Origin of the sequence: Mesorhizobium sp. M1273, assembly GCF_040318195.1 — a bacterium.
Classification (GTDB): Bacteria; Pseudomonadota; Alphaproteobacteria; order Rhizobiales; family Rhizobiaceae; genus Mesorhizobium.
The window spans coordinates 191,671-209,411 of record NZ_JAMYLV010000002.1 but is presented as its reverse complement, the minus strand read 5'-3'; the positions used below and the strand labels follow the sequence as shown (position 1 = coordinate 209,411).

At 62.6% G+C, this 17,741-nt stretch carries 19 protein-coding genes; 2 read left to right on the top strand and 17 right to left on the bottom strand.

Translation table 11 applies throughout. From position 1 onward, the window contains the following. Nucleotides 1–155 precede the first annotated feature (155 nt). The 14 genes from NKH30_RS03470 to rpoZ form a co-directional block, all read right to left on the bottom strand. Entirely contained in the window at nucleotides 156–2,873 is a 2,718-nt protein-coding gene (locus NKH30_RS03470; RefSeq protein ID WP_352994219.1) for a DUF2339 domain-containing protein, read from the bottom strand. Nucleotides 2,874–2,957: 84 nt separating this feature from the next. After that, nucleotides 2,958–3,131 (bottom strand): hotdog fold domain-containing protein, encoded by a 174-nt coding sequence (locus NKH30_RS03465; RefSeq protein ID WP_352994216.1) that lies wholly within the window; start codon nucleotides 3,129–3,131, stop codon nucleotides 2,958–2,960. A 97-nt stretch (nucleotides 3,132–3,228) separates the two neighbouring features. Beyond that, nucleotides 3,229–4,017, bottom strand: coding sequence for a DNA repair protein RecO (recO, locus tag NKH30_RS03460; RefSeq protein ID WP_352994213.1), 789 nt, complete (start codon nucleotides 4,015–4,017; stop codon nucleotides 3,229–3,231). A 117-nt stretch (nucleotides 4,018–4,134) separates the two neighbouring features. Beyond that, nucleotides 4,135–5,223: a porin gene (locus NKH30_RS03455; protein WP_352540773.1), complete on the bottom strand. Its 1,089-nt coding sequence runs from the start codon at nucleotides 5,221–5,223 to the stop codon at nucleotides 4,135–4,137. Between the two features lie 363 nt (nucleotides 5,224–5,586). Further along, complete coding sequence (locus tag NKH30_RS03450; RefSeq protein WP_502911452.1) at nucleotides 5,587–6,291, bottom strand: antitoxin Xre/MbcA/ParS-like domain-containing protein; 705 nt, start codon at nucleotides 6,289–6,291, stop codon at nucleotides 5,587–5,589. A 369-nt stretch (nucleotides 6,292–6,660) separates the two neighbouring features. Then, a complete protein-coding gene (gene era, locus NKH30_RS03445) occupies nucleotides 6,661–7,587 on the bottom strand; it encodes a GTPase Era (protein ID WP_352501817.1) in 927 nt (308 codons plus the stop codon). After that, nucleotides 7,584–8,309 carry a ribonuclease III gene (rnc, locus tag NKH30_RS03440; protein ID WP_352833209.1) on the bottom strand — a complete coding sequence of 242 codons (726 nt, stop codon included), beginning with the start codon at nucleotides 8,307–8,309 and terminating at the stop codon, nucleotides 7,584–7,586. Before rnc ends, era begins: the two co-directional genes overlap by 4 nt. Before the next feature lie 4 nt (nucleotides 8,310–8,313). Next, a complete protein-coding gene (gene lepB / locus NKH30_RS03435) occupies nucleotides 8,314–9,063 on the bottom strand; it encodes a signal peptidase I (RefSeq protein ID WP_352471047.1) in 750 nt (249 codons plus the stop codon). A gap of 77 nt (nucleotides 9,064–9,140) precedes the next feature. After that, nucleotides 9,141–9,554, bottom strand: a complete 414-nt coding sequence (gene acpS, locus NKH30_RS03430) for a holo-ACP synthase (protein WP_352467214.1) — start codon at nucleotides 9,552–9,554, stop codon at nucleotides 9,141–9,143. Then, a complete protein-coding gene (locus NKH30_RS03425) occupies nucleotides 9,551–10,132 on the bottom strand; it encodes a DUF2062 domain-containing protein (protein ID WP_352994209.1) in 582 nt (193 codons plus the stop codon). The genes acpS and NKH30_RS03425 overlap by 4 nt, the downstream gene beginning before the upstream one ends. A gap of 230 nt (nucleotides 10,133–10,362) precedes the next feature. Then, nucleotides 10,363–10,773 carry a VOC family protein gene (locus NKH30_RS03420; protein WP_352979798.1) on the bottom strand — a complete coding sequence of 137 codons (411 nt, stop codon included), beginning with the start codon at nucleotides 10,771–10,773 and terminating at the stop codon, nucleotides 10,363–10,365. A 42-nt stretch (nucleotides 10,774–10,815) separates the two neighbouring features. Next, nucleotides 10,816–11,394, bottom strand: a complete 579-nt coding sequence (gene pyrE, locus NKH30_RS03415) for an orotate phosphoribosyltransferase (RefSeq protein WP_352979796.1) — start codon at nucleotides 11,392–11,394, stop codon at nucleotides 10,816–10,818. Between the two features lie 93 nt (nucleotides 11,395–11,487). Next, entirely contained in the window at nucleotides 11,488–13,716 is a 2,229-nt protein-coding gene (locus NKH30_RS03410) for a RelA/SpoT family protein (protein ID WP_352979794.1), read from the bottom strand. A 111-nt stretch (nucleotides 13,717–13,827) separates the two neighbouring features. Continuing rightward, nucleotides 13,828–14,229 carry a DNA-directed RNA polymerase subunit omega gene (gene rpoZ, locus NKH30_RS03405; protein WP_023677773.1) on the bottom strand — a complete coding sequence of 134 codons (402 nt, stop codon included), beginning with the start codon at nucleotides 14,227–14,229 and terminating at the stop codon, nucleotides 13,828–13,830. Nucleotides 14,230–14,507: 278 nt separating this feature from the next. Here rpoZ and NKH30_RS03400 point away from each other — a divergent pair, with 278 nt between their 5' ends. Beyond that, nucleotides 14,508–15,089: a LabA-like NYN domain-containing protein gene (locus NKH30_RS03400; protein WP_023677774.1), complete on the top strand. Its 582-nt coding sequence runs from the start codon at nucleotides 14,508–14,510 to the stop codon at nucleotides 15,087–15,089. After that, on the top strand, nucleotides 15,086–15,763 hold the full coding sequence (locus NKH30_RS03395; RefSeq protein ID WP_352979792.1) for a uracil-DNA glycosylase: 678 nt from the start codon (nucleotides 15,086–15,088) through the stop codon (nucleotides 15,761–15,763). Before NKH30_RS03400 ends, NKH30_RS03395 begins: the two co-directional genes overlap by 4 nt. Nucleotides 15,764–15,793: 30 nt before the next feature. Here NKH30_RS03395 and NKH30_RS03390 read toward each other — a convergent pair whose 3' ends face one another. From NKH30_RS03390 to smpB, 3 genes are all read right to left on the bottom strand, one after another. After that, complete coding sequence (locus NKH30_RS03390; protein WP_352615918.1) at nucleotides 15,794–16,315, bottom strand: hypothetical protein; 522 nt, start codon at nucleotides 16,313–16,315, stop codon at nucleotides 15,794–15,796. 107 nt (nucleotides 16,316–16,422) lie between these two features. Next, nucleotides 16,423–17,127, bottom strand: coding sequence for a GH25 family lysozyme (locus tag NKH30_RS03385; RefSeq protein ID WP_502911451.1), 705 nt, complete (start codon nucleotides 17,125–17,127; stop codon nucleotides 16,423–16,425). Between the two features lie 126 nt (nucleotides 17,128–17,253). Next, nucleotides 17,254–17,733, bottom strand: coding sequence for an SsrA-binding protein SmpB (gene smpB, locus NKH30_RS03380; protein ID WP_023768487.1), 480 nt, complete (start codon nucleotides 17,731–17,733; stop codon nucleotides 17,254–17,256). Between the last annotated feature and the right edge of the window lie 8 nt (nucleotides 17,734–17,741).

Here is a 17,741-nt window from a genome sequence, read left to right as displayed (position 1 = left end):
GACCGCTGGTTCTGGAGGGCCCCTGTCCGTGATGATTGAACGCGCCTTTGCAGCGCGGCGCAAGCGGCCAGCGCGAAGCGGTCCGCCGCCCCGGTCACCCAAGCAAATGAATAACGCTGCCAGTGGCAGGTTTATTCCCGGCCAAATTGAAATCGTCAGCTATTGCTCGTCTCGAGCTTTGCTTTCGCCGCCCTTGTCAGCAGCCGCTGATAGAACAGGCCGATGCCGATGAGCACCGCGCCGAGGCCGATGAAGGACAGCGCCCGCAACACGCCTTCCAGTTCCGACATGTCGAAGATGAAGACTTTGAGTACGGCGATCGAGATCAGCGCCGCCGACGCTATGCGCAGCACCTGCGACTTCAGCCATACACCTGCGGTGAGCAGCACCACGCCGATGACCAGCCACAGTGCCGAATAAGTATAGGTCTCGAGCTGGCCGAGACCGCTCCACAGCCCGATGAACTCGCCCTTGAACAGGCGCCTGACCGACAGCGTGGCATAGGCGAAGCCGAGCACCGCCGCCACCATCGCCAGCATCTGCGCATACCATTTCGGTCGTTTGTCGCGGGCATAGAGCGCCAGTGCGCCGGCCGCAACCGCCGGCAAGAGGTAGGCGAGGAACAGAAGATTGAACACCGGAATGCTGCCGGTCGATTCATCCGTCAGCAGCGGGTTCAGCGCCAGAAAATGCTGGAGGACGATGAACGCGACCGAGACCACGCCCGCTGCAATCGAGCCGTAGCGCAGCACCGAACTTGGCGAGCGCATGTCGATGGCGACCAGGATGGCACCGGCACCGATGGCGATCAGCGTGTAGATCGCCTGTTCGGCAAGCGTCGCAGCAGCCGTATCGATGACGCCGCCATGCATGGCATGGCGCACCAGCATGGCGACGGTGAGCAGGGCAAACAGCGCGGCGCCGGCCTCCATTGCGAGGCGCGGTCGGCCGTTGGTGGTTCGGGCAAGCTGCCAGGCGGCAAAACCGAAAGCGAGCGCCGGCACGCCATATCCAAGCAGCAGCCAGTTGAACACCGGCGTCTTCGACAGGAACTCGGCACCGACGATGGTCGGGTCGAAGGCAGCGCGACCAAGCACTGCAATCACCGCACCAACGGAAATCCAGCCAAGCACCGGATAGCTACGCCAGCGCGTCGCCAGCGCCGGCACGGCGGCGGCTGCTCCGAGCAGGATGGTTGTCCAGCCGGAACCAAAGGCCATGTGCAGCATCAGCAGGCCGGCAATCGCCGCCCCGCCGAGCGCAAAGGAGACAGCAGCGCCGCCGGTCAGCGGCGGCGCTTCGCCGCGCGCTATCCACTCGCCGCCGGCGACGAAGACTCCGGCCAAAACGGCTGCGACCGCCGCATAAGCAAGGTCTCGGTCGAGATTGCCGAAGGTAGACCAGAGCGCCAGCAGGATGACCAGTGGCGCGACAGCGCTCCAGGCCGCCCATGCGGCGGCGCGCAGCCAGCCAGAGGCCGCAAAACGGCGCGCCGCCCAAAAGCCGGCGCCGATGAAGACCAGGCCGAGAGCGATGCCGACCCTGAACATCAAGGCATCGGACGCCACGACCGGCATGCCGTCGACGCCGAGAGCGCCACCCGAAAAATCTGAAGCGATCGTGGTCGGCGGAATGATGCCGAGATAGACCAGTACCGTCGCCAGCCCGGCGGCGTGCAGCAGTGCAAGCGCCCGCGGCCGGTAGAGCGCCACCGCCACCAGGGCTGCGACAAGGGCGGCCCCCGGCAATGCACCGCGGATGGCGACGAAGGCCGGATCGACAAACAGGGCCAGCGCCGAAAGGCCGACGAAGAAGCCCGGCGCGATCGACGGCCAGTCGAAGCCGCTGCCGGCGCCCGCATCGTCGCGGCGGCCAAGCCAGACGAAGGCGAGCACGGCCAGTGTCACTCCGTCGATAAAGAGGATGACGGCAAGGTTCGCCCCCGGCGCGTCGGTCATATAGAAGATGGTCCAGATGCCCGTGGCGACGAAGGCTGCGGCCGTCAAAAGCCTCCAGTCGCGGATGCGCGCAATGACGCAGGTGGCGGCGAGCACGATCGCCAGATAGCCGAACAGCGCCCACGGATTGGGCGCCTGCGAGGCGACCAGCAGCGGCGTCACCATGGCACCGAGCAGGCCGACGCCGGCCAGCGCCTGACCGTGGACCAGGCTTGCCGCGATCGTCGCCACCCCGATGGCGCCGAGCAGCGTGAAAGCGAGCGTCGGGCCGATGAAGCCGTAAATGCTGTACGCGGCGTAGACGGTACCGAACAGGATGAAAGCGCCGGCCGCCGTCAGGATCGCCGGGATATAGGCACCGGCGGCACCTTGCACCGGCACCCTGAAGCCGGTGCGCCGGATGAACTCGCCGCCGGCGACCAGCACCAGCCCGAGTGCCGCCGCCATGACAAGCCGCACGCGTGGCCCGAAAATGCCGGCCTCGATGGTGTAGCGGATCAGAAACAAGCCACCCAGCGCCAGCGCGATGCCGCCGACCCAGACCGCCCAGCGGGTACCGAGCGCCGTTTCGACGTCGGACTGGCGAGCTGCCTTCGCCGCTGTCGCCTGTTGCGCCGACTCCGGCGCGGACGGCGCCGTTGTATCGGCATCGGCCTCTGTAGCTGACACGACCGCTGCGGTCCGTGGCGATACGGCCATGTCGCCTGCTGCCGCAAGCGGGATTGCGGCATCCGCCGGTTTGCTGTCGTTTGCAGCCGGTTCCTTGGCTTGCGGCGGCAGCGCACGCGTGCCCGAAAGCACAAGGCTGCGCAAGGCGCCAAGCTCGCGCTCGATCAGGCCGATGCGGCTCTGCTGGCGTGAAATGATGACGAACAGCACGATGATGGCGACGAGGCCAATCAGGCCTTCAAACATGGCGGTTCCCCCAAACCAGGCCAGTTGTCACTGACATTCAATGTTCAGTGACATTCAAATGCGGCAGCCAAACGGCCGGTCCATTCAACGTGCCGCCAGATTGGCCGGAAAGATCGAGCATGTTTCGGTGCCGAAAGCCAGCAGCTTGCCGTTGGCGTCGTTCAGCGCCGCTTCCGAAACCGTCAGCGTGCGGCCCTTGTGCACTACTTTGCCCTCGCACACCACCTCGCCCGTCCTTGGCGTGATCGGCCGCGTCAAATTCGCTTTGAACTCGGCCGTCGCATGGCCTCGCCCACCTGCGAAATGGTGCCAAGGCCGAGCGGCGAAACGTTTTCGGGATCAGGTTCAACTTCGCTCATCTGGTGGTTTCCCCGGTGGCGGTTTCCCCGGCGCTTGCCTTGCCGGATTCATGGCCGGGTGAATGATGCCTGCGCAAGGCGGCGAGAAACCCGGCGCGGGCGCCGGGAGGCTCGATGCCGCGCGGTTCGTAGACATGGCGGGTCAAAAAGAAGCCGGTCAGCTGGAAGGCGTCCTCGATCGCCGCCGGATCGGCGCGCAGCCCGGAGCCGCGCTGCAGGAAGGCAGGCAGCGCCAGCATCTTGTCGCGCCACGGCGCGCCCGCCGCCCGCGACACGGCGCGGCCGGATTTCGGCGAGACATAGGCAAGGTCCTGCCTGGTGCCGGTCGCCGCACACTGGCTGAGATCGAGGCCGAAACCGAGTTCGTCGAGTACCAGCAGCTCGAAGCGGGCCACCAACTCGCCGGCGGCATCGGCATCGTCGAGATGAGCGATCATCACCGCAAGCGTCTCGTAAAGGCCGCCATGGGCGTCACGCTCGGGCAAAAGACGCAAATGCGCGGCCATCGTCTGCAAGCCGTAGACGGCAACGGCGCTGTCCATCAGCCGGGCGGCGTTCATCTCGATAGCCTCGACCTGGAAGGTGCCGAGATGCTCGTCGAGCCGCGCCCGCCACAACAGGTCGACGCGATTGCCGGGCTGCAAGACAGGCTGCTGTTTGCGCGAACGGCCGCCGCGCACGAGACCGAGATGGCGGCCATGCGCGCGCGTCATCACCTCGAGAATGGCGCTGGTTTCGCCATGCTTGCGGGTGCCGAGAATGATTCCCTCGTCGCGCCATTCCATGACGAGAGCTTGTCACCGGTTGGATGGCGAAATCAAGATGAGCGACGTATCCGCCGCCAAACCAAAACGGCCCGTAGCGTATCGCTACGGGCCGTTTTTTGCGAGATCGTCGTTTGATCAGAACGAGCGCTGGAAGCGGAAGATGCCGCCGATCGCGTCGGCATCGTCGGCATCGAAATTGTCGTAATAATCGACTTCGGCGGTGATCGTGTAACCAGGAACGATGGTGTAGGCGACGTTGGCTGCAACGGCGAAGTCTTGGTCGTCGGTATAGGAGACCTGGGCGTTCAAAGAGGTCTTCTTGTTGACGGCATAGCTGCCGCCGCCCCAGACGGCAAAGTTGCCAGTCCACGGCTTGTAGAAGTTCTTCGCGACGTTGTCGTCGCTGCCGTAGCCCGCCATCACGAACAGGGTCAGGTCAGTAATCGGCTTGACGTCGAGGCGAGCTTTGCCGGCCCATTCTTCCGACGTGCTGTTATAGGCGCCGACCGCGGTGATCGCACCCCAGTCACCCTTGTATTTCACGCCGCCGACGACAAACGGAACGTAGCTGTCGATCGACTGGTCAGCGCCGGAGCCCGTTTCGACCGAGGCGACTGCTGTAAAGCCATTACCGCCGTCGAAGTAGTAACTGATCAGGTTGGTGTCCTTGGTGCCGTAAGGAATGATAGTGTCCTGGACGACGTTGCCGGCGTAGCCGATGAACGAATCATAGACAGTTTCATCCTTACCGACGCGGAAACCTCCAAGCTGGATCCAGGCGAAGTTCAGGGTAACCGCCTTGTTGTCCTGCACGCTGAAATCAACACCGCTCACGGTGCGTTTGGTATTGCCGAAGTTGAAACGGGTCTCGGTATAGGTCTTCAACGTGCCGAGCTCGGTTTCCTGGCCGGTCCACGTCTTCAAATTGAAGCGGGCATTCTTGTTCCAGGTCTGCTGCTCGTCACCGTCCAAAAGGTCGTGTGTCGTCGCGCCATCGAAAACGCGGCCGGCGTCGCCGAAGCTGGCGTCATAGCGGACATAGCCGCCGATGCGCAGGCAGGTCTCGGTGCCGGGAATGTAGAAGTAGCCGGCGCCGTAGACGTCGCAAATCTTGACGTATTCGGCGGGTTCCGGCTCGGCGACCACAACAGCGTCGGCGGCGCGCGCACCGGAGACCGCGACGAATGCCGCGGCTGAGCCGAGAAGAAGGCTCTTGATATTCATTTTCTGACCTCTCCAGTCAAAGTTAAAAATGGCTTTGGATTCATGGGTTGAACGGCTGAACGCCTCACCCACGTCGAAAAAGGCGCGCACCGTACCCCCTCTTCAGGCGGCGAACATACTCATCCGCATTCCAGTCTCAATGACGATTCCAAAAATAATCAATGTTTGCATAACAGAATAAATCCATGTTGCACAAATATCACTTCACATTTTCTTCACACTTGCCCCCCGGCACAAACGAGATACTGTCACAATTGTACAAAAATACACTTATGCCATTAGCCGGCAAATCGATCGGAATCCGACATACATTCCTTGTGCGTGTTCTTTTTTTAGAATAGACTTTTAGCGTTGGCAGCGAGATCAAGTCGACTTCGCCATCGCTGCGGTCTGTGCGGCAAGAACGACTTCCGCCACCAGATCCCGTTTGAGCAGTTCAATGGGAATACGTCCGGCGAGGCCGGGCGCGGGGCCAATCAGCCACGACCAGGCATGCCGTGGATCGGGCATCGCGGATAGCACTTCCTTGATACCCGGCGCCGGCCTGCCGTCGATGAACTGGGCCAGGGGAAATACATGTTTGCGGCCACCGGTGCGCAACGCAACGACCGTGCCGCTCCGCTGCCAGCGATGCAGGGTCGAGCGCGATATGCCGAGATTTTGCTGCAGGAACGTCGACCCGGCGACCCGACCGGCCCAGTCCTCGACCCGCATCGCGTCGAGGTCGCCCGTTCCGGCCAGGCGTTGGATGTCTGCCCCTCGACCTTCGTGCGCCGTCGACAGATGCGTCCGGGCACGGCGTTCCGCAGCTTCGGCTGCCAATATCCGCACGAAACGCGACGCCATGCCGGGTAATCTTTCCTGCATGGTGTCGATCGCACTGATGTCAGTCGGCGCAAGCAAAGCGACGGCGGCGGCAACGGCGCCGGCGACCCTGCCCGCTGCAACGACCGCATCGCTGTTCGTCACGTTGCCTTGCCGCGCCAGCACGCGCTCGATCTCAACAGCGACGGCGTTTGCAAACTCGATCTGACGGATGGGGTCGATGCGATTCCAAGTCCCGGTCATGTCCTGATCTGGCTGTTTGCCTGCCGGTTCCGGTTTGCTCGGAGGCGGGTCTTTCGCACAGCCTATAGGTAGGGTGTATGACGGAGAGACGACAAACGGGAACCACGCACGGTCGCAGTATCGGCAGGAGTTCCATTCGATCCACTGGCCGATTTTGCATGAAATATCGCAAATTTTTCAGAACCCGCTCAGGATTTCCCGTCGCGCCGGTACCAATAAGGAACGGGTCGACCCGACATGGCCGGCGCATGGTCTCCCGGAATGATTCGGTCGGCTGTTCAATATGCAAGTCGACCGATCGGGCAGCCCGGCGACCGCTCAGAAACCTGAGGCGGCCAACCGGCCGCTCTGCGGATCGCCCAAACAGGCTCAGTGCGGAAATTCGAGCCCCATTTCGCGGTAGCGCTCGGGGTCGTCACCCCAGTTCTCACGCACCTTGACGAACAGGAAGAGGTGCACCTTCTGTTCGAGTACGCCAGCTATTTCCATGCGTGCCGCCTGGCCGATGGCGCGGATCGTCTCGCCCTTATGGCCGAGCACGATCTTCTTCTGGCTGTCGCGCTCGACATAGATGGTCTGGTCGATGCGCACCGAGCCGTCCTTCTTCTCTTCCCATTTCTCCGTCTCGACATGGGAGGAATAGGGCAGTTCCTGATGCAGCCTGAGATAGAGCTTTTCGCGGGTGATCTCGGCGGCGAGCTGGCGCATCGGCAGGTCGGAGATCTGGTCTTCCGGGTAGTACCAGGGTCCGGCCGGCAGGGTCTCGGCGAGATAGTCGAGCAGGTCCTTGCAGCCGGATCCGGTCAGCGCCGAAACCATGAAGGTGCGCTTGAACGGCACCCTTTCGTTGGCTGCAGCCGACAATGCCAGCAGCGTCTCGTGCTTGACCCGATCGACTTTGTTGAGGATCAACACCATCGGCTGCCGAACATCCTTCAGCCGCTCGAGGATGGCGTCGGCATCGCCCCGGATGCCGCGCTCGGCGTCGATCAAGAGCAGCACGATATCGGCGTCCTTGGCGCCGCCCCACGCGGTCGTCACCATCGCCGTGTCCAGCCGGCGCTTCGGCTTGAATATGCCCGGCGTGTCGACGAAGACGATCTGCGCGTTGTTGTGGGTGGCAATGCCGCGCACGATCGCACGGGTGGTCTGCACCTTGTGCGTCACAATTGACACCTTGGCGCCGACCAATTGGTTGACCAGCGTCGATTTCCCCGCATTGGGCGCGCCGATCAGCGCGACGAAGCCGGAGCGGGTAGCGGGAGCTTCTGTTGCCGGAGCTTCGGTGGCGGTCATGCGGCACTCCCTTGATCGAGCCAGACGCCTTCCCGCTGCAGAAGTGCCGCGGCTGCAGCCTGCTCCGCCTCGCGCTTGGAGCGCCCGCTGCCGGTCGCCGGCGGATAGGCGCCGACCTTGACACTGACGGTGAACAGCGGATCGTGGTCCGGTCCCTCGCGGCTGTCGATTATGTAAACCGGCACTGCGCCTGCCGCCTGATGCGCCCATTCCTGGAGTTCGGTTTTCGCATCGCGACGGGCGGCGTCAATGGCTTGCGAGCGCGGCTGCCAGTATCTGTGGATGAAGGCACGGGCCGCTTCCAACCCTCCGTCGAGATAGAGCACGGCGATCAGCGATTCCAATGCATCGGCGCGCAGATTGACGCGCTTGCGCCCGTCGAGGCCGCGTACGTCCGAACCGGCGCGAACAAGTTCCGGCAGGCCGATCTCCTCGGCAATTTCCGCCAGGGCTTCAGCGTTGACCAGAGCGTTCAATCTCAGCGACAGCTCACCCTCGGCGGCGTCGGGAAATGCCGCCAGCAGCATATCGGCAACGACAAGGCCGAGAACGCGGTCGCCCAGGAATTCGAAACGTTCGTAGTCGATGCCGGCGTGACTGCCGCGAGCGCTGGCATGGGTCAGCGCCCGCTGCAGGCGCTGATGGTCGCCAAAACTGTGGCCGGTGCGCTCCCTGAGCGCCTCGGCGAGCCCATCGGCGGTCAGCCGTTTCGTCGCCGCCATGGCCCTAATTGACGAAATGGAACAGGCGCGAGGCGCGCATCAGTGACGGCCATTTCCAGATTTCGAGCGGGCTGGCGCTGCCGCCGATCGAGAAGAAAATGAGGTTGGCGCGGCCGACCAAATTCTCGTCCGGCACGAAGCCGACGGTGAAGCGGCTGTCCGACGAGTTGTCGCGATTGTCGCCCATCATGAAATAGTGACCGGGCGGCACCTTGAACTCTTTGGTATTGTCGCCGATCGAAGCCTGCGTCAGGTCGAGCGTGTCGTAGCTGACGCCGTTCGGCAGCGTCTCGCGATAGACATCGACCGGCCCGTTCTCCTCGGTGATGTCTCGGTTGTCGATCTGCCCGACCTTGACGCGCGGCACGCCCACGTCATTGATGAAGAGCTGGCCATCCTTGACCTGGATCTTGTCGCCCGGCAGGCCGACGACGCGCTTGATATAATCGACAGAAGGATCCGGCGGAAACTTGAACACCACCACGTCGCCGCGCTTCGGCTCTGAGCCCCAGATGCGGCCCGAAAAGATGTTCGGCCCGAACGGCAGTGAATAGCGGGAGAAGCCGTAGGACCACTTGGTGACGAAGAGATAGTCGCCTTCGAGCAAAGTCGGCCGCATCGACCCGGACGGGATCGAGAACGGCTGGAACAGGAGCGTGCGGATGACCAGCGCAAGCAGCAGGGCCTGGACGATGACGCTGACGGTTTCGCCAAGTCCGCCGGATTTCTTCTGGGTTTTTTCAGCCACGCTCATGTCGTCCTCGATTGTGCGTTGGATGGTATAGAGTCTCGGCGCGCGCTGGGCAACGTCATGCCGGTGGTCAGATGCAATCAATGTGGCGCTTCTTCGACCGGCAACGCTTCAATGATCACAAAGGCTTGAGCGAGCGGAAAATCATCGGTGATGGTGAGGTGGATCACCGCGCGGTGCCCTTCAGGCAGAATTTCGTCCAGCCGCGCTGCCGCCCCATTGGTCAGCGCCATGGTCGGCTTGCCGCTGGCCAGGTTGACGACCCCCATGTCGCGCCAGAACACACCCTGCGCCATACCGGTGCCCAATGCCTTGGCGCAAGCTTCCTTGGCAGCGAAACGCTTGGCGTAGGAGGCCGCACGCGCCGCGCGGTTTTCGGACCGCGCCTGTTCGATCTCGGTGTAGATGCGCTGGATGAAGCGTTGGCCATGGCGTTCCAGCGACTTCTCGATGCGTCTGATGTCGATGAGGTCGCTGCCAATACCGATAATCATTCGGCAGGAACTTCCGGCCCGGTTTTTCCAGCCTTTGCCGCTCTTTCGGCCAGCCGCTTGCGGCGCTGCTCGTGGAAAGTGACCATGCCCCAGCGGGTGATGCCGTAAAACAGCAGGCCGAAAACCAGGCCGAGCGGTATTGCGCCGATCGTCATCGGCTTCAGCACCGGTCCCCACAATTGCGCAAAGGAAAGACTATGCAGCATCTCGCCGAGATGCGCGGGCGGGCCATGCGCCGGCAGGTGTTCATGCAGGATCAGCTTGCCGACCTCCCAGGAGGCGGCCCATAGCAGCGGAAAGGTCAGGGGGTTGCCGAAGACCGTGCCGAGTGCTGCCGCGACCAGATTGCCGGCGATCAGCCAGCACAGGATGGCAGCAATGATGAAGTGAAAGCCAAGCGGGAAAAACGACGCGAATACGCCCGCCGCAACACCGGCGGCCACGGCATGCGGCGTGGCCCGAAGCCGCAGGATGCGTTTGGAGAAATACCGCAGCGAGCGCGAGAACGAGCGGCGCGGCCACAAATAAGTACGCACCCGCTCGAAAAAACCATCAGGCTTGCGCCGTCGAAAAAGCACTCTGTTCCTGTTCCTAGTTCCGTCGATGGCTTCACGCCGGCCTTTCCAGCCAGGCGCGACAGCCTATGCTGCGCTCTCCGGTCGCCGAAAAGCAACTACGACTTTGATATAGCGATGCGCTGGCCGAAGAACAACGAGGCCGAGGGCATCCGCTCGGTGGCCGGTCGCGCCAGCCTTGGGTATCGCCGTTCTGAACAGGGCATGATCGCGGCGAATTTAAGGAGCGTCACTTAGGATCGATATTCGCTGACCTCGACGAGGTTGCCGTCCGGATCGCGGAAATAGACCGACATCATCGCGCCCCGAGCGCCGACACGCTCGACCGGGCCGACCTCTATCATCACACCATTGGCGGCGAGGTTGGCACATATCTCGGCGAGCGGCCGGGCAGCAATCAAGCAGAAATCTCCGGAGCCCGGCGTCGGCGCCTTGGCCTTCGGCTCGAAGGTACGCCCGACCTGATGCACATTGATCTTCTGCGTTCCAAACAGCAGCGCCGTTGGTCGGTCCGGCTCGTCGAGGCGCTTGAAGCCAAGCACGCGCTGATAGAAGGCGCAGGTATCGTCCACCGAACGAACTGTCAGCACGAAATGATCGATGCCGGCAATCACGGCAGCGCCTCTTGACTTGTTTTTATGCATGTCGTTGTCCCAAAACCGCCGCACACTTTTGGGCGACATGCATTAGATGTTGCGGCTGCCCGGCTTGATCGCCGGTATGGCGGCGAGCTCGGGCGGCAGCCTGTCGGCCGGATAGGCCGGAACTTCATATTCGGCGAGCGCGATCAGCGGCACGCCGACATCGGTCTTGCCGGCCGAGCGGTCGATGATGCATGCGGCGGCAACGACTTCGGCGCCAAGTGCGCGCAGACAGTCGATGGTCTCGCGGATCGACAGGCCGGTGGTGACGATGTCCTCGACAATGACGACGCGCGATCCCTTGGCGATCTCGAAACGGCGCAGCCTGAATTCACCCCCTTCCCGCTCGACCCAGATCGCCGGCGCACCAAGATGGCGCGAGGTCTCATAGGCCGGGATCAGCCCGCCGATCGCCGGGCCGACGACGTAGTCGATCCTGCCGGGCACGTCAGTGCGGATCTTTTCGGCGAGCGCCTTGCACAAGCGCTCGGTCTTGTCGGCATGCATGAAAACACGCGCTTTCTGCAGGAAGACCGGGCTGCGCAGGCCCGACGTCAGGATGAAATGCCCTTCGAGCACGGCGCCGGCCTCGCGGAAAATACCCAGCACTTCATCGGTGTTCATCGTTCACTCCATGTCCATGGTGAATGGTGAATGGTAGTGAGAGCACCCTCTTCACTATTCACTATTCACTATTCACTATTCACTATTCACTATTCACCCATTCACGCGCCTTGCGTCACTGACGCTCGAATTGTCCTTTAGCTGCGACAGCAGCCGGTTCAAGTGCTTGAGGTCCCACACTTCGAGATCGATCAGCATTTCGGTGAAATCGGGCGCGGTGCGCACCATCGACAAAGTGTGGATGTTGGCGTCGTTGGATGCGACGACCTGTGCAATATCGGCCAGCGAACCCGGCGCGTTGATGGCGGTGACCGAGACGCGCGCCGGGAACCGCTCCTTGGTGCGCTCGTCAATGTCCCAGCGCACGTCGATCCAGCGCTCGGGCTGGTCGTCAAAGGCCTGCAGCGCCGGCGACTGGATCGGATAGATGGTGATACCGGTTCCCGGCTGCACGATGCCGACGATGCGATCGCCTGGCACTGCCCCCTCCGGCGCGAAGCGCACCGGCAGATCGCCGCGCACGCCGCGGATCGGCACCGCGTCGTCGCGCGGCTGGTTCTTGTCCTTGCGCGCGGCGCGGCCCGGAATCTGGAACAGCATGCCGGCGGCGTTGCGGATCTTCGACCAGCCCTCCTCGCGCTGCTTGGGCGCGACCAGCGTGACGCGCTCGTCCTTGTAGTCGGGAAACACCGCCTTCATGACATCGGTGGAGGCTAGTTCGCCACGGCCGACCGCGGCCAGCACATCCTCGATGTCCTTGCGCGCCAGCCGGTGCAGCACCGGCTTCAGGTTTTCCTTGGTGAAGGTCTTCCCGGACCGTTCGAAGGCGCGCTCCAGAATGCGGATACCGAGACCCGAATATTGCTTGCGAATAGCGTTCTTGGTGGCGCGGCGGATGGCCGAGCGTGCTTTGCCGGTAACGACCACCGATTCCCACGCCGCCGGCGGGACCTGCGCCTTCGAGCGGATGATCTCGACCTCGTCGCCGTTCTTCAGCTCCGTCATCAGCGGCATGATGCGGCCATTGACCTTGGCGCCGACGCAAGTGTCGCCGACATCGGTGTGGACGGCATAGGCAAAGTCGATCGGCGTGGCGCCGCGCGGCAGCGCGATCAGCATGCCCTTCGGCGTAAAGCAGAATACCTGGTCCTGGAACAGCTCCAGCTTGGTGTTTTCGAGGAAGTCCTCGGGATTGTCGCCTTCGGCAAGCTGCTCGATGGTGCGCCGCAGCCACGCATAGGCATTGGTTTCCTTCGAGATCGCATGGGCGGCACCATTCATCTTGCCGCCGGTATCCTTATAGATCGAATGAGCGGCGACGCCGTATTCGGCGATCTTGTTCATCTGGTAGGTGCGGATCTGCAATTCGACGCGCTGGCGCGAGGGGCCGACGATGGTGGTGTGGATCGAGCGGTAGTCGTTCTGCTTCGGCGTCGAGATGTAATCCTTGAAGCGGCCGGGCACCATCGACCAGGTGGTGTGGATGGCGCCGAGCGCGCGGTAGCAGTCCTCGACCGTCTCGACAACGACGCGGAAGCCAAAAATGTCGGACAGCTGCTCGAACGACAGCGCCTTGGCCTCCATCTTGCGGAATACCGACCACGGCTTCTTCTGCCGGCTCTTGACCTCGGCCTTGATCGAATATTTGTCGAACAGCGTGGAGAGCGCCTTCTCGATCTCCGACAGCACGCCCTTGTTGCGCTCGAAGATTTCGGCCAGCCGTGCGGTGACGGCGCGGTAGGCTTCCGGATTGATGAAGCGGAAGGCAATCTCCTCCAGCTCCTCGCGCATGCCTTGCATGCCCATGCGGCCGGCCAGCGGCGCGTAGATGTCCATCGTCTCTTCGGCGATGCGCAGGCGCTTGGCTTCCGGCACGTGGTCGAGCGTGCGCATATTGTGCAGGCGGTCGGCGAGCTTGACCAGAAGCACGCGCACGTCTTCCGAGATCGCCAGCAACAGCTTGCGCAGGTTCTCCGCCTGCTCGGCCTTCTTCGAGACGAGGTCGAGCTTCTTCAGCTTGGTCAGGCCCTCGACCAGCTTGCCCATTTCCGGGCCGAACAATTCGTCGATCTCGGCCCTGGTCGCCGTGGTGTCCTCGATCGTGTCGTGCAGCAAGGCAACGGCGATCGTCGCCTCGTCCATGTGCATTTCGGTGAGGATGGCGGCGACTTCGAGCGGATGCGAGAAATACGGGTCGCCGGAGGCGCGTTTCTGGTGGCCATGCTTCTGCATGGCGTAGACATAGGCCTTGTTGAGCAACGCCTCGTTGACGTCAGGCTTGTAGCGCTGGACGCGCTCGACAAGCTCATACTGACGCATCATGGGCGGGATCTCGCAATGCTGAAATGAATCATGCGCCGCACTGGCGTACGGCGCATGTCATAGATAGCCACGAAACTGCCGACGCGAAAGTGTCGGCAGTTGTCGCTAAGATCAATAATCGTCGCTTTTTTCCGGCGGCACCAGGCCTTCGATGCCGGCCAACAGGTCTTCTTCGGTCATGCGATCGAAGGTGACGTTGTCCTCGGCGTCGTCGGCATCGGTGGCCGCAACGGCGCTGCCGGTCTGGTCGGCAATCGCCTCGCCATCGGCTTCCGGCTCGTCGACCTCGACATGCTTCTGCAGCGAATGGATGAGATCTTCCTTGAGGTCGTCCGGCGACAGCGTCTCTTCGGCGATTTCGCGGAGCGCAACGACCGGATTCTTGTCGTTGTCGCGCGGTACGGTGATCTGCGCGCCCTGGCTGATCTGACGGGCGCGATGGCCGGCCAGGAGCACCAGCTCGAAGCGGTTGTCGACCTTGTCGATGCAATCTTCAACGGTTACGCGGGCCATGAGTTGCCCCTTTCATGCCTGGATTTGATGGAAAACAGGCGCGGTCCATAACCCGAACGCCGCCAAAATACAAGCTTTTATGGCGGTGCGCAGCTCTGACGCGGGCCGCCTGCGGCGACACAGCGCCGATCACAATTGCTTGCGGTGCGCCATGGTGCCTTGGATTGCCGTAAAACTGGCGTTATCTCGAACGATGAAGGCCAACAGGTCTATTATCAGACCGGCCGATAGTCGCCACGCATTTAGACGACCGCTTATTTCGAAAAAGGACATTTTCCATGTTCGATCCTCGTGAAAAAATCGCTCTCTTTATCGACGGTGCCAATCTCTACGCCACCTCGCGCGCGCTGGGCTTTGACATCGATTACCGCAAACTTCTGGCGAGTTTCCAGAAACGCGGCTATCTGCTGCGCGCTTATTACTACACCGCGCTGGTCGAGGATCAGGAATACTCCTCGATACGGCCGCTGATCGACTGGCTTGACTATAACGGCTTCAAGGTGGTGACCAAACCGGCCAAGGAATTCACCGACTCGACCGGCCGGCGCAAGATCAAGGGCAATATGGATATCGAGCTGACCGTCGATGCGCTCGAACTTGCCGATGTCGTCGACCATTATGTCATCTTTTCGGGCGACGGCGATTTCCGCACGCTGGTCGAGGCGCTGCAGCGGCGCGGGCGCAAGGTGTCGATCGTCTCGACCATGGCTTCGCAGCCGCCGATGATCTCCGACGATCTGCGCCGCCAGGCCGACCATTTCATCGACTTGATGACGCTCAAGAATGAAGTCGGCCGCGACCCGTCGGAGCGGCCGGTGCGCCGGCCCGAACCGGCCGAAGTCGACGAGGAAGACTATTGACGGTCGTTGCCTTGACCGCTCCCCTGGTCGTCTCCCCCGAACCCGATCGCGATTGCCCGCTCTGCCCGCGGTTGCACGACTTCATCGCCGAGTGGCGGCGGCGCGAGCCGTCCTGGTTCAACGCGCCGGTGCCGACCTTTTTGCCGCCGGAAGGCGAGGAAGCAGTGCGTCTGCTGATCGTCGGGCTGGCGCCTGGACTGCGCGGGGCGAACCGGACGGGGCGCCCCTTCACCGGCGATTTTGCCGGCGACCTGCTCTACAACACGCTGATCGCGCACGGCTTTGCGCGCGGCGAATTCAAAGCGCGACCGGATGACGGGCTGGAGCTTGTCGGTACGGCGATTACCAATGCGGTGCGCTGCGTGCCGCCGGACAACAAGCCGGTTGGCGCCGAGATAGCGACCTGCCGGACGTTCCTGGTGCCGACGATCGCGCGATTTCCAAATCTGCGCGCTGTGCTGGCGCTTGGCTCGATCGCGCACCAGTCGACCGTGCGGGCGCTCGGCCAACGCGTTGCCGCCTATCCGTTCCGGCATGGTGGGCAGCAGCAGGCCAATGGCATCACGCTGTTTTCCAGCTATCATTGCTCGCGCTACAACACCAATACCGGCGTGTTGACGGAAGCGATGTTCGTCAACGTCTTCAGTCAGATAGAAGCTTTTCTGAAGACATAGAGTCGGACGACGCCCGCCAGGGCACGAGCCCTAGATTCGGGCGATCGCGAACAACCAGGCCAGGAGATCCAGCAACCACAGAAACAGTGCAAGCTGCAGCGCGACGCGCAGGCGTTGGATGATCCGCCAATTGCTGGCCATGTCGGATTTGATGCGCAGCGCAAGCGCTCGGTGCATCCCGTCCAGGGTTGCGGGAGGGTGCTGATCGACGAAGTCCTGGAGCAGCTTCTCTGGATCGAAACGGAACGTATAGTTATAATACGGCCACACCATAATCGCGACCAGCAGCCCGATAAGAAAAAGCAATATCAGCGCCAGCCAGTCCCAGGGTCCCACGCCATCCAGGAGCGCCCTGCCTCCGAGGAGAGAACTCGCGAACGCGGTTGCGAAGATCAGATTGCCGGCGCGCGTATTGAGACTTTCAACCACGCCCTGCTGGTGCTGGAGGCCACGCACCGCCTCCGCATAGACAAATGCCAGGCGGGGGTCGCCGCCGTCCATCGCAGCAGGCGGGGCGTTGCTGTCATTGGTTGATGAAGGTCGCTCCGGCATCAAATGTACTTAGCACGGCGCCGCCTGCGATATGAATAGCCACAAGGGGAACGCATCGTCGCTCTGTCTTCGTGCCATCGAGGGTGTTTTGGTGGACAGGAATAGCATCAATCCGACGCTGTCGCTTCAGGCGCTGCGGCAAACAATGCGGCCAGCGTCGCAGGTCCGCCCTGGAGAACATTCAAGTCGACGTCGCCGCTGATGCCGTCGACGCGGCCCCGGTTGTGGTACTGCCAGTAGATCCAATCGTCATGGCCCGGCCGCAGCGCCAGCGAACGCAGCCAGCGCGGGCGGCCGGCTAGCTGCCCGGCATAGGCTTGTGCCGCCTCGTCGGTCACATAGAGGATCGCCGTCTTGCCGAACGCCGCCTCGACCGGGCCGAGGAAGGCGGAAAGCTCGGAGTTCAGCTGTTCGGGGGTTGGCCGCTGCGGGCAATTGCCGCCGAACTCGATGTCTACCACCGGCGGCAGCAAAGGCTGATCGTGCGGCACCACCGAGATGAAGTTGCGTGCCTGATCCGCACCCGGTCTGCAGAAGGTGAAGAAATGATAGGCACCGACGGCAAGACCGGCGGCGCGGGCCGCGCGCAAATTGGCGGCGAAGGCATCGTCGACATGATCGCCGCCTTCCGTCGCCTTGATCACGGCGAAGGCGACATCGTCGGCGGCAACACGCCGCCAGTCGATCTGCCGCTGATGATGGGAGACGTCGATGCCCCTGACCGGATATTTGCCGCGGTCCGGAGAAAATGTCTGGGAGTAGGTATAGCCGCCAAAACGAGGCCCGCCACGAGCAGACCGGCCGCGCCCCACAAGACGATCCGGTTTTTCAAACGAGACCTATCCCTTTTGGTCCGCCCTGCTCGCCGCTATGGCTCCGGGCGTTCGTCGCTCGAAAAGCCAAATCGCTGGCTTTTCCTCCGCTTCGCGGACCGCTCCTCACCCTCGCTCCTTCAGCAGCCGGCCCTTCTCGCGCGACCAGTCGCGCTGCTTTTCGGTCTCGCGCTTGTCGTGCAGCTTCTTGCCGCGGCCAACGGCGAGCAGCAGCTTGGCACGGCCTTGGTCGTTGAAGTAGATCTTCAGCGGCACCAGCGTCATGCCTTCGCGGTCGACGCTTTGCGCCAGCTTGGCCATCTCGCGCTTGTTGAGCAGCAGTTTGCGGCGGCGGCGCGGCTCATGGTTGAAGCGGTTGGCCTGCAGATACTCCGGCAAATAGGAGTTGATCAGCCAGATCTCGCCGCCCTCGACCGAGGCGTAGCTGTCCTGGATATTGGCCTGGCCCTGGCGCAGCGATTTCACTTCCGTACCGGTCAGCACCAGGCCGGCCTCGATCGTGTCGAGCACCTCATAGGAAAACCGCGCCTTGCGGTTTTCCGCAACGGTCTTGTTGTTGGGATCGGCTTTTCTGACTTGATTCATGATGCGGA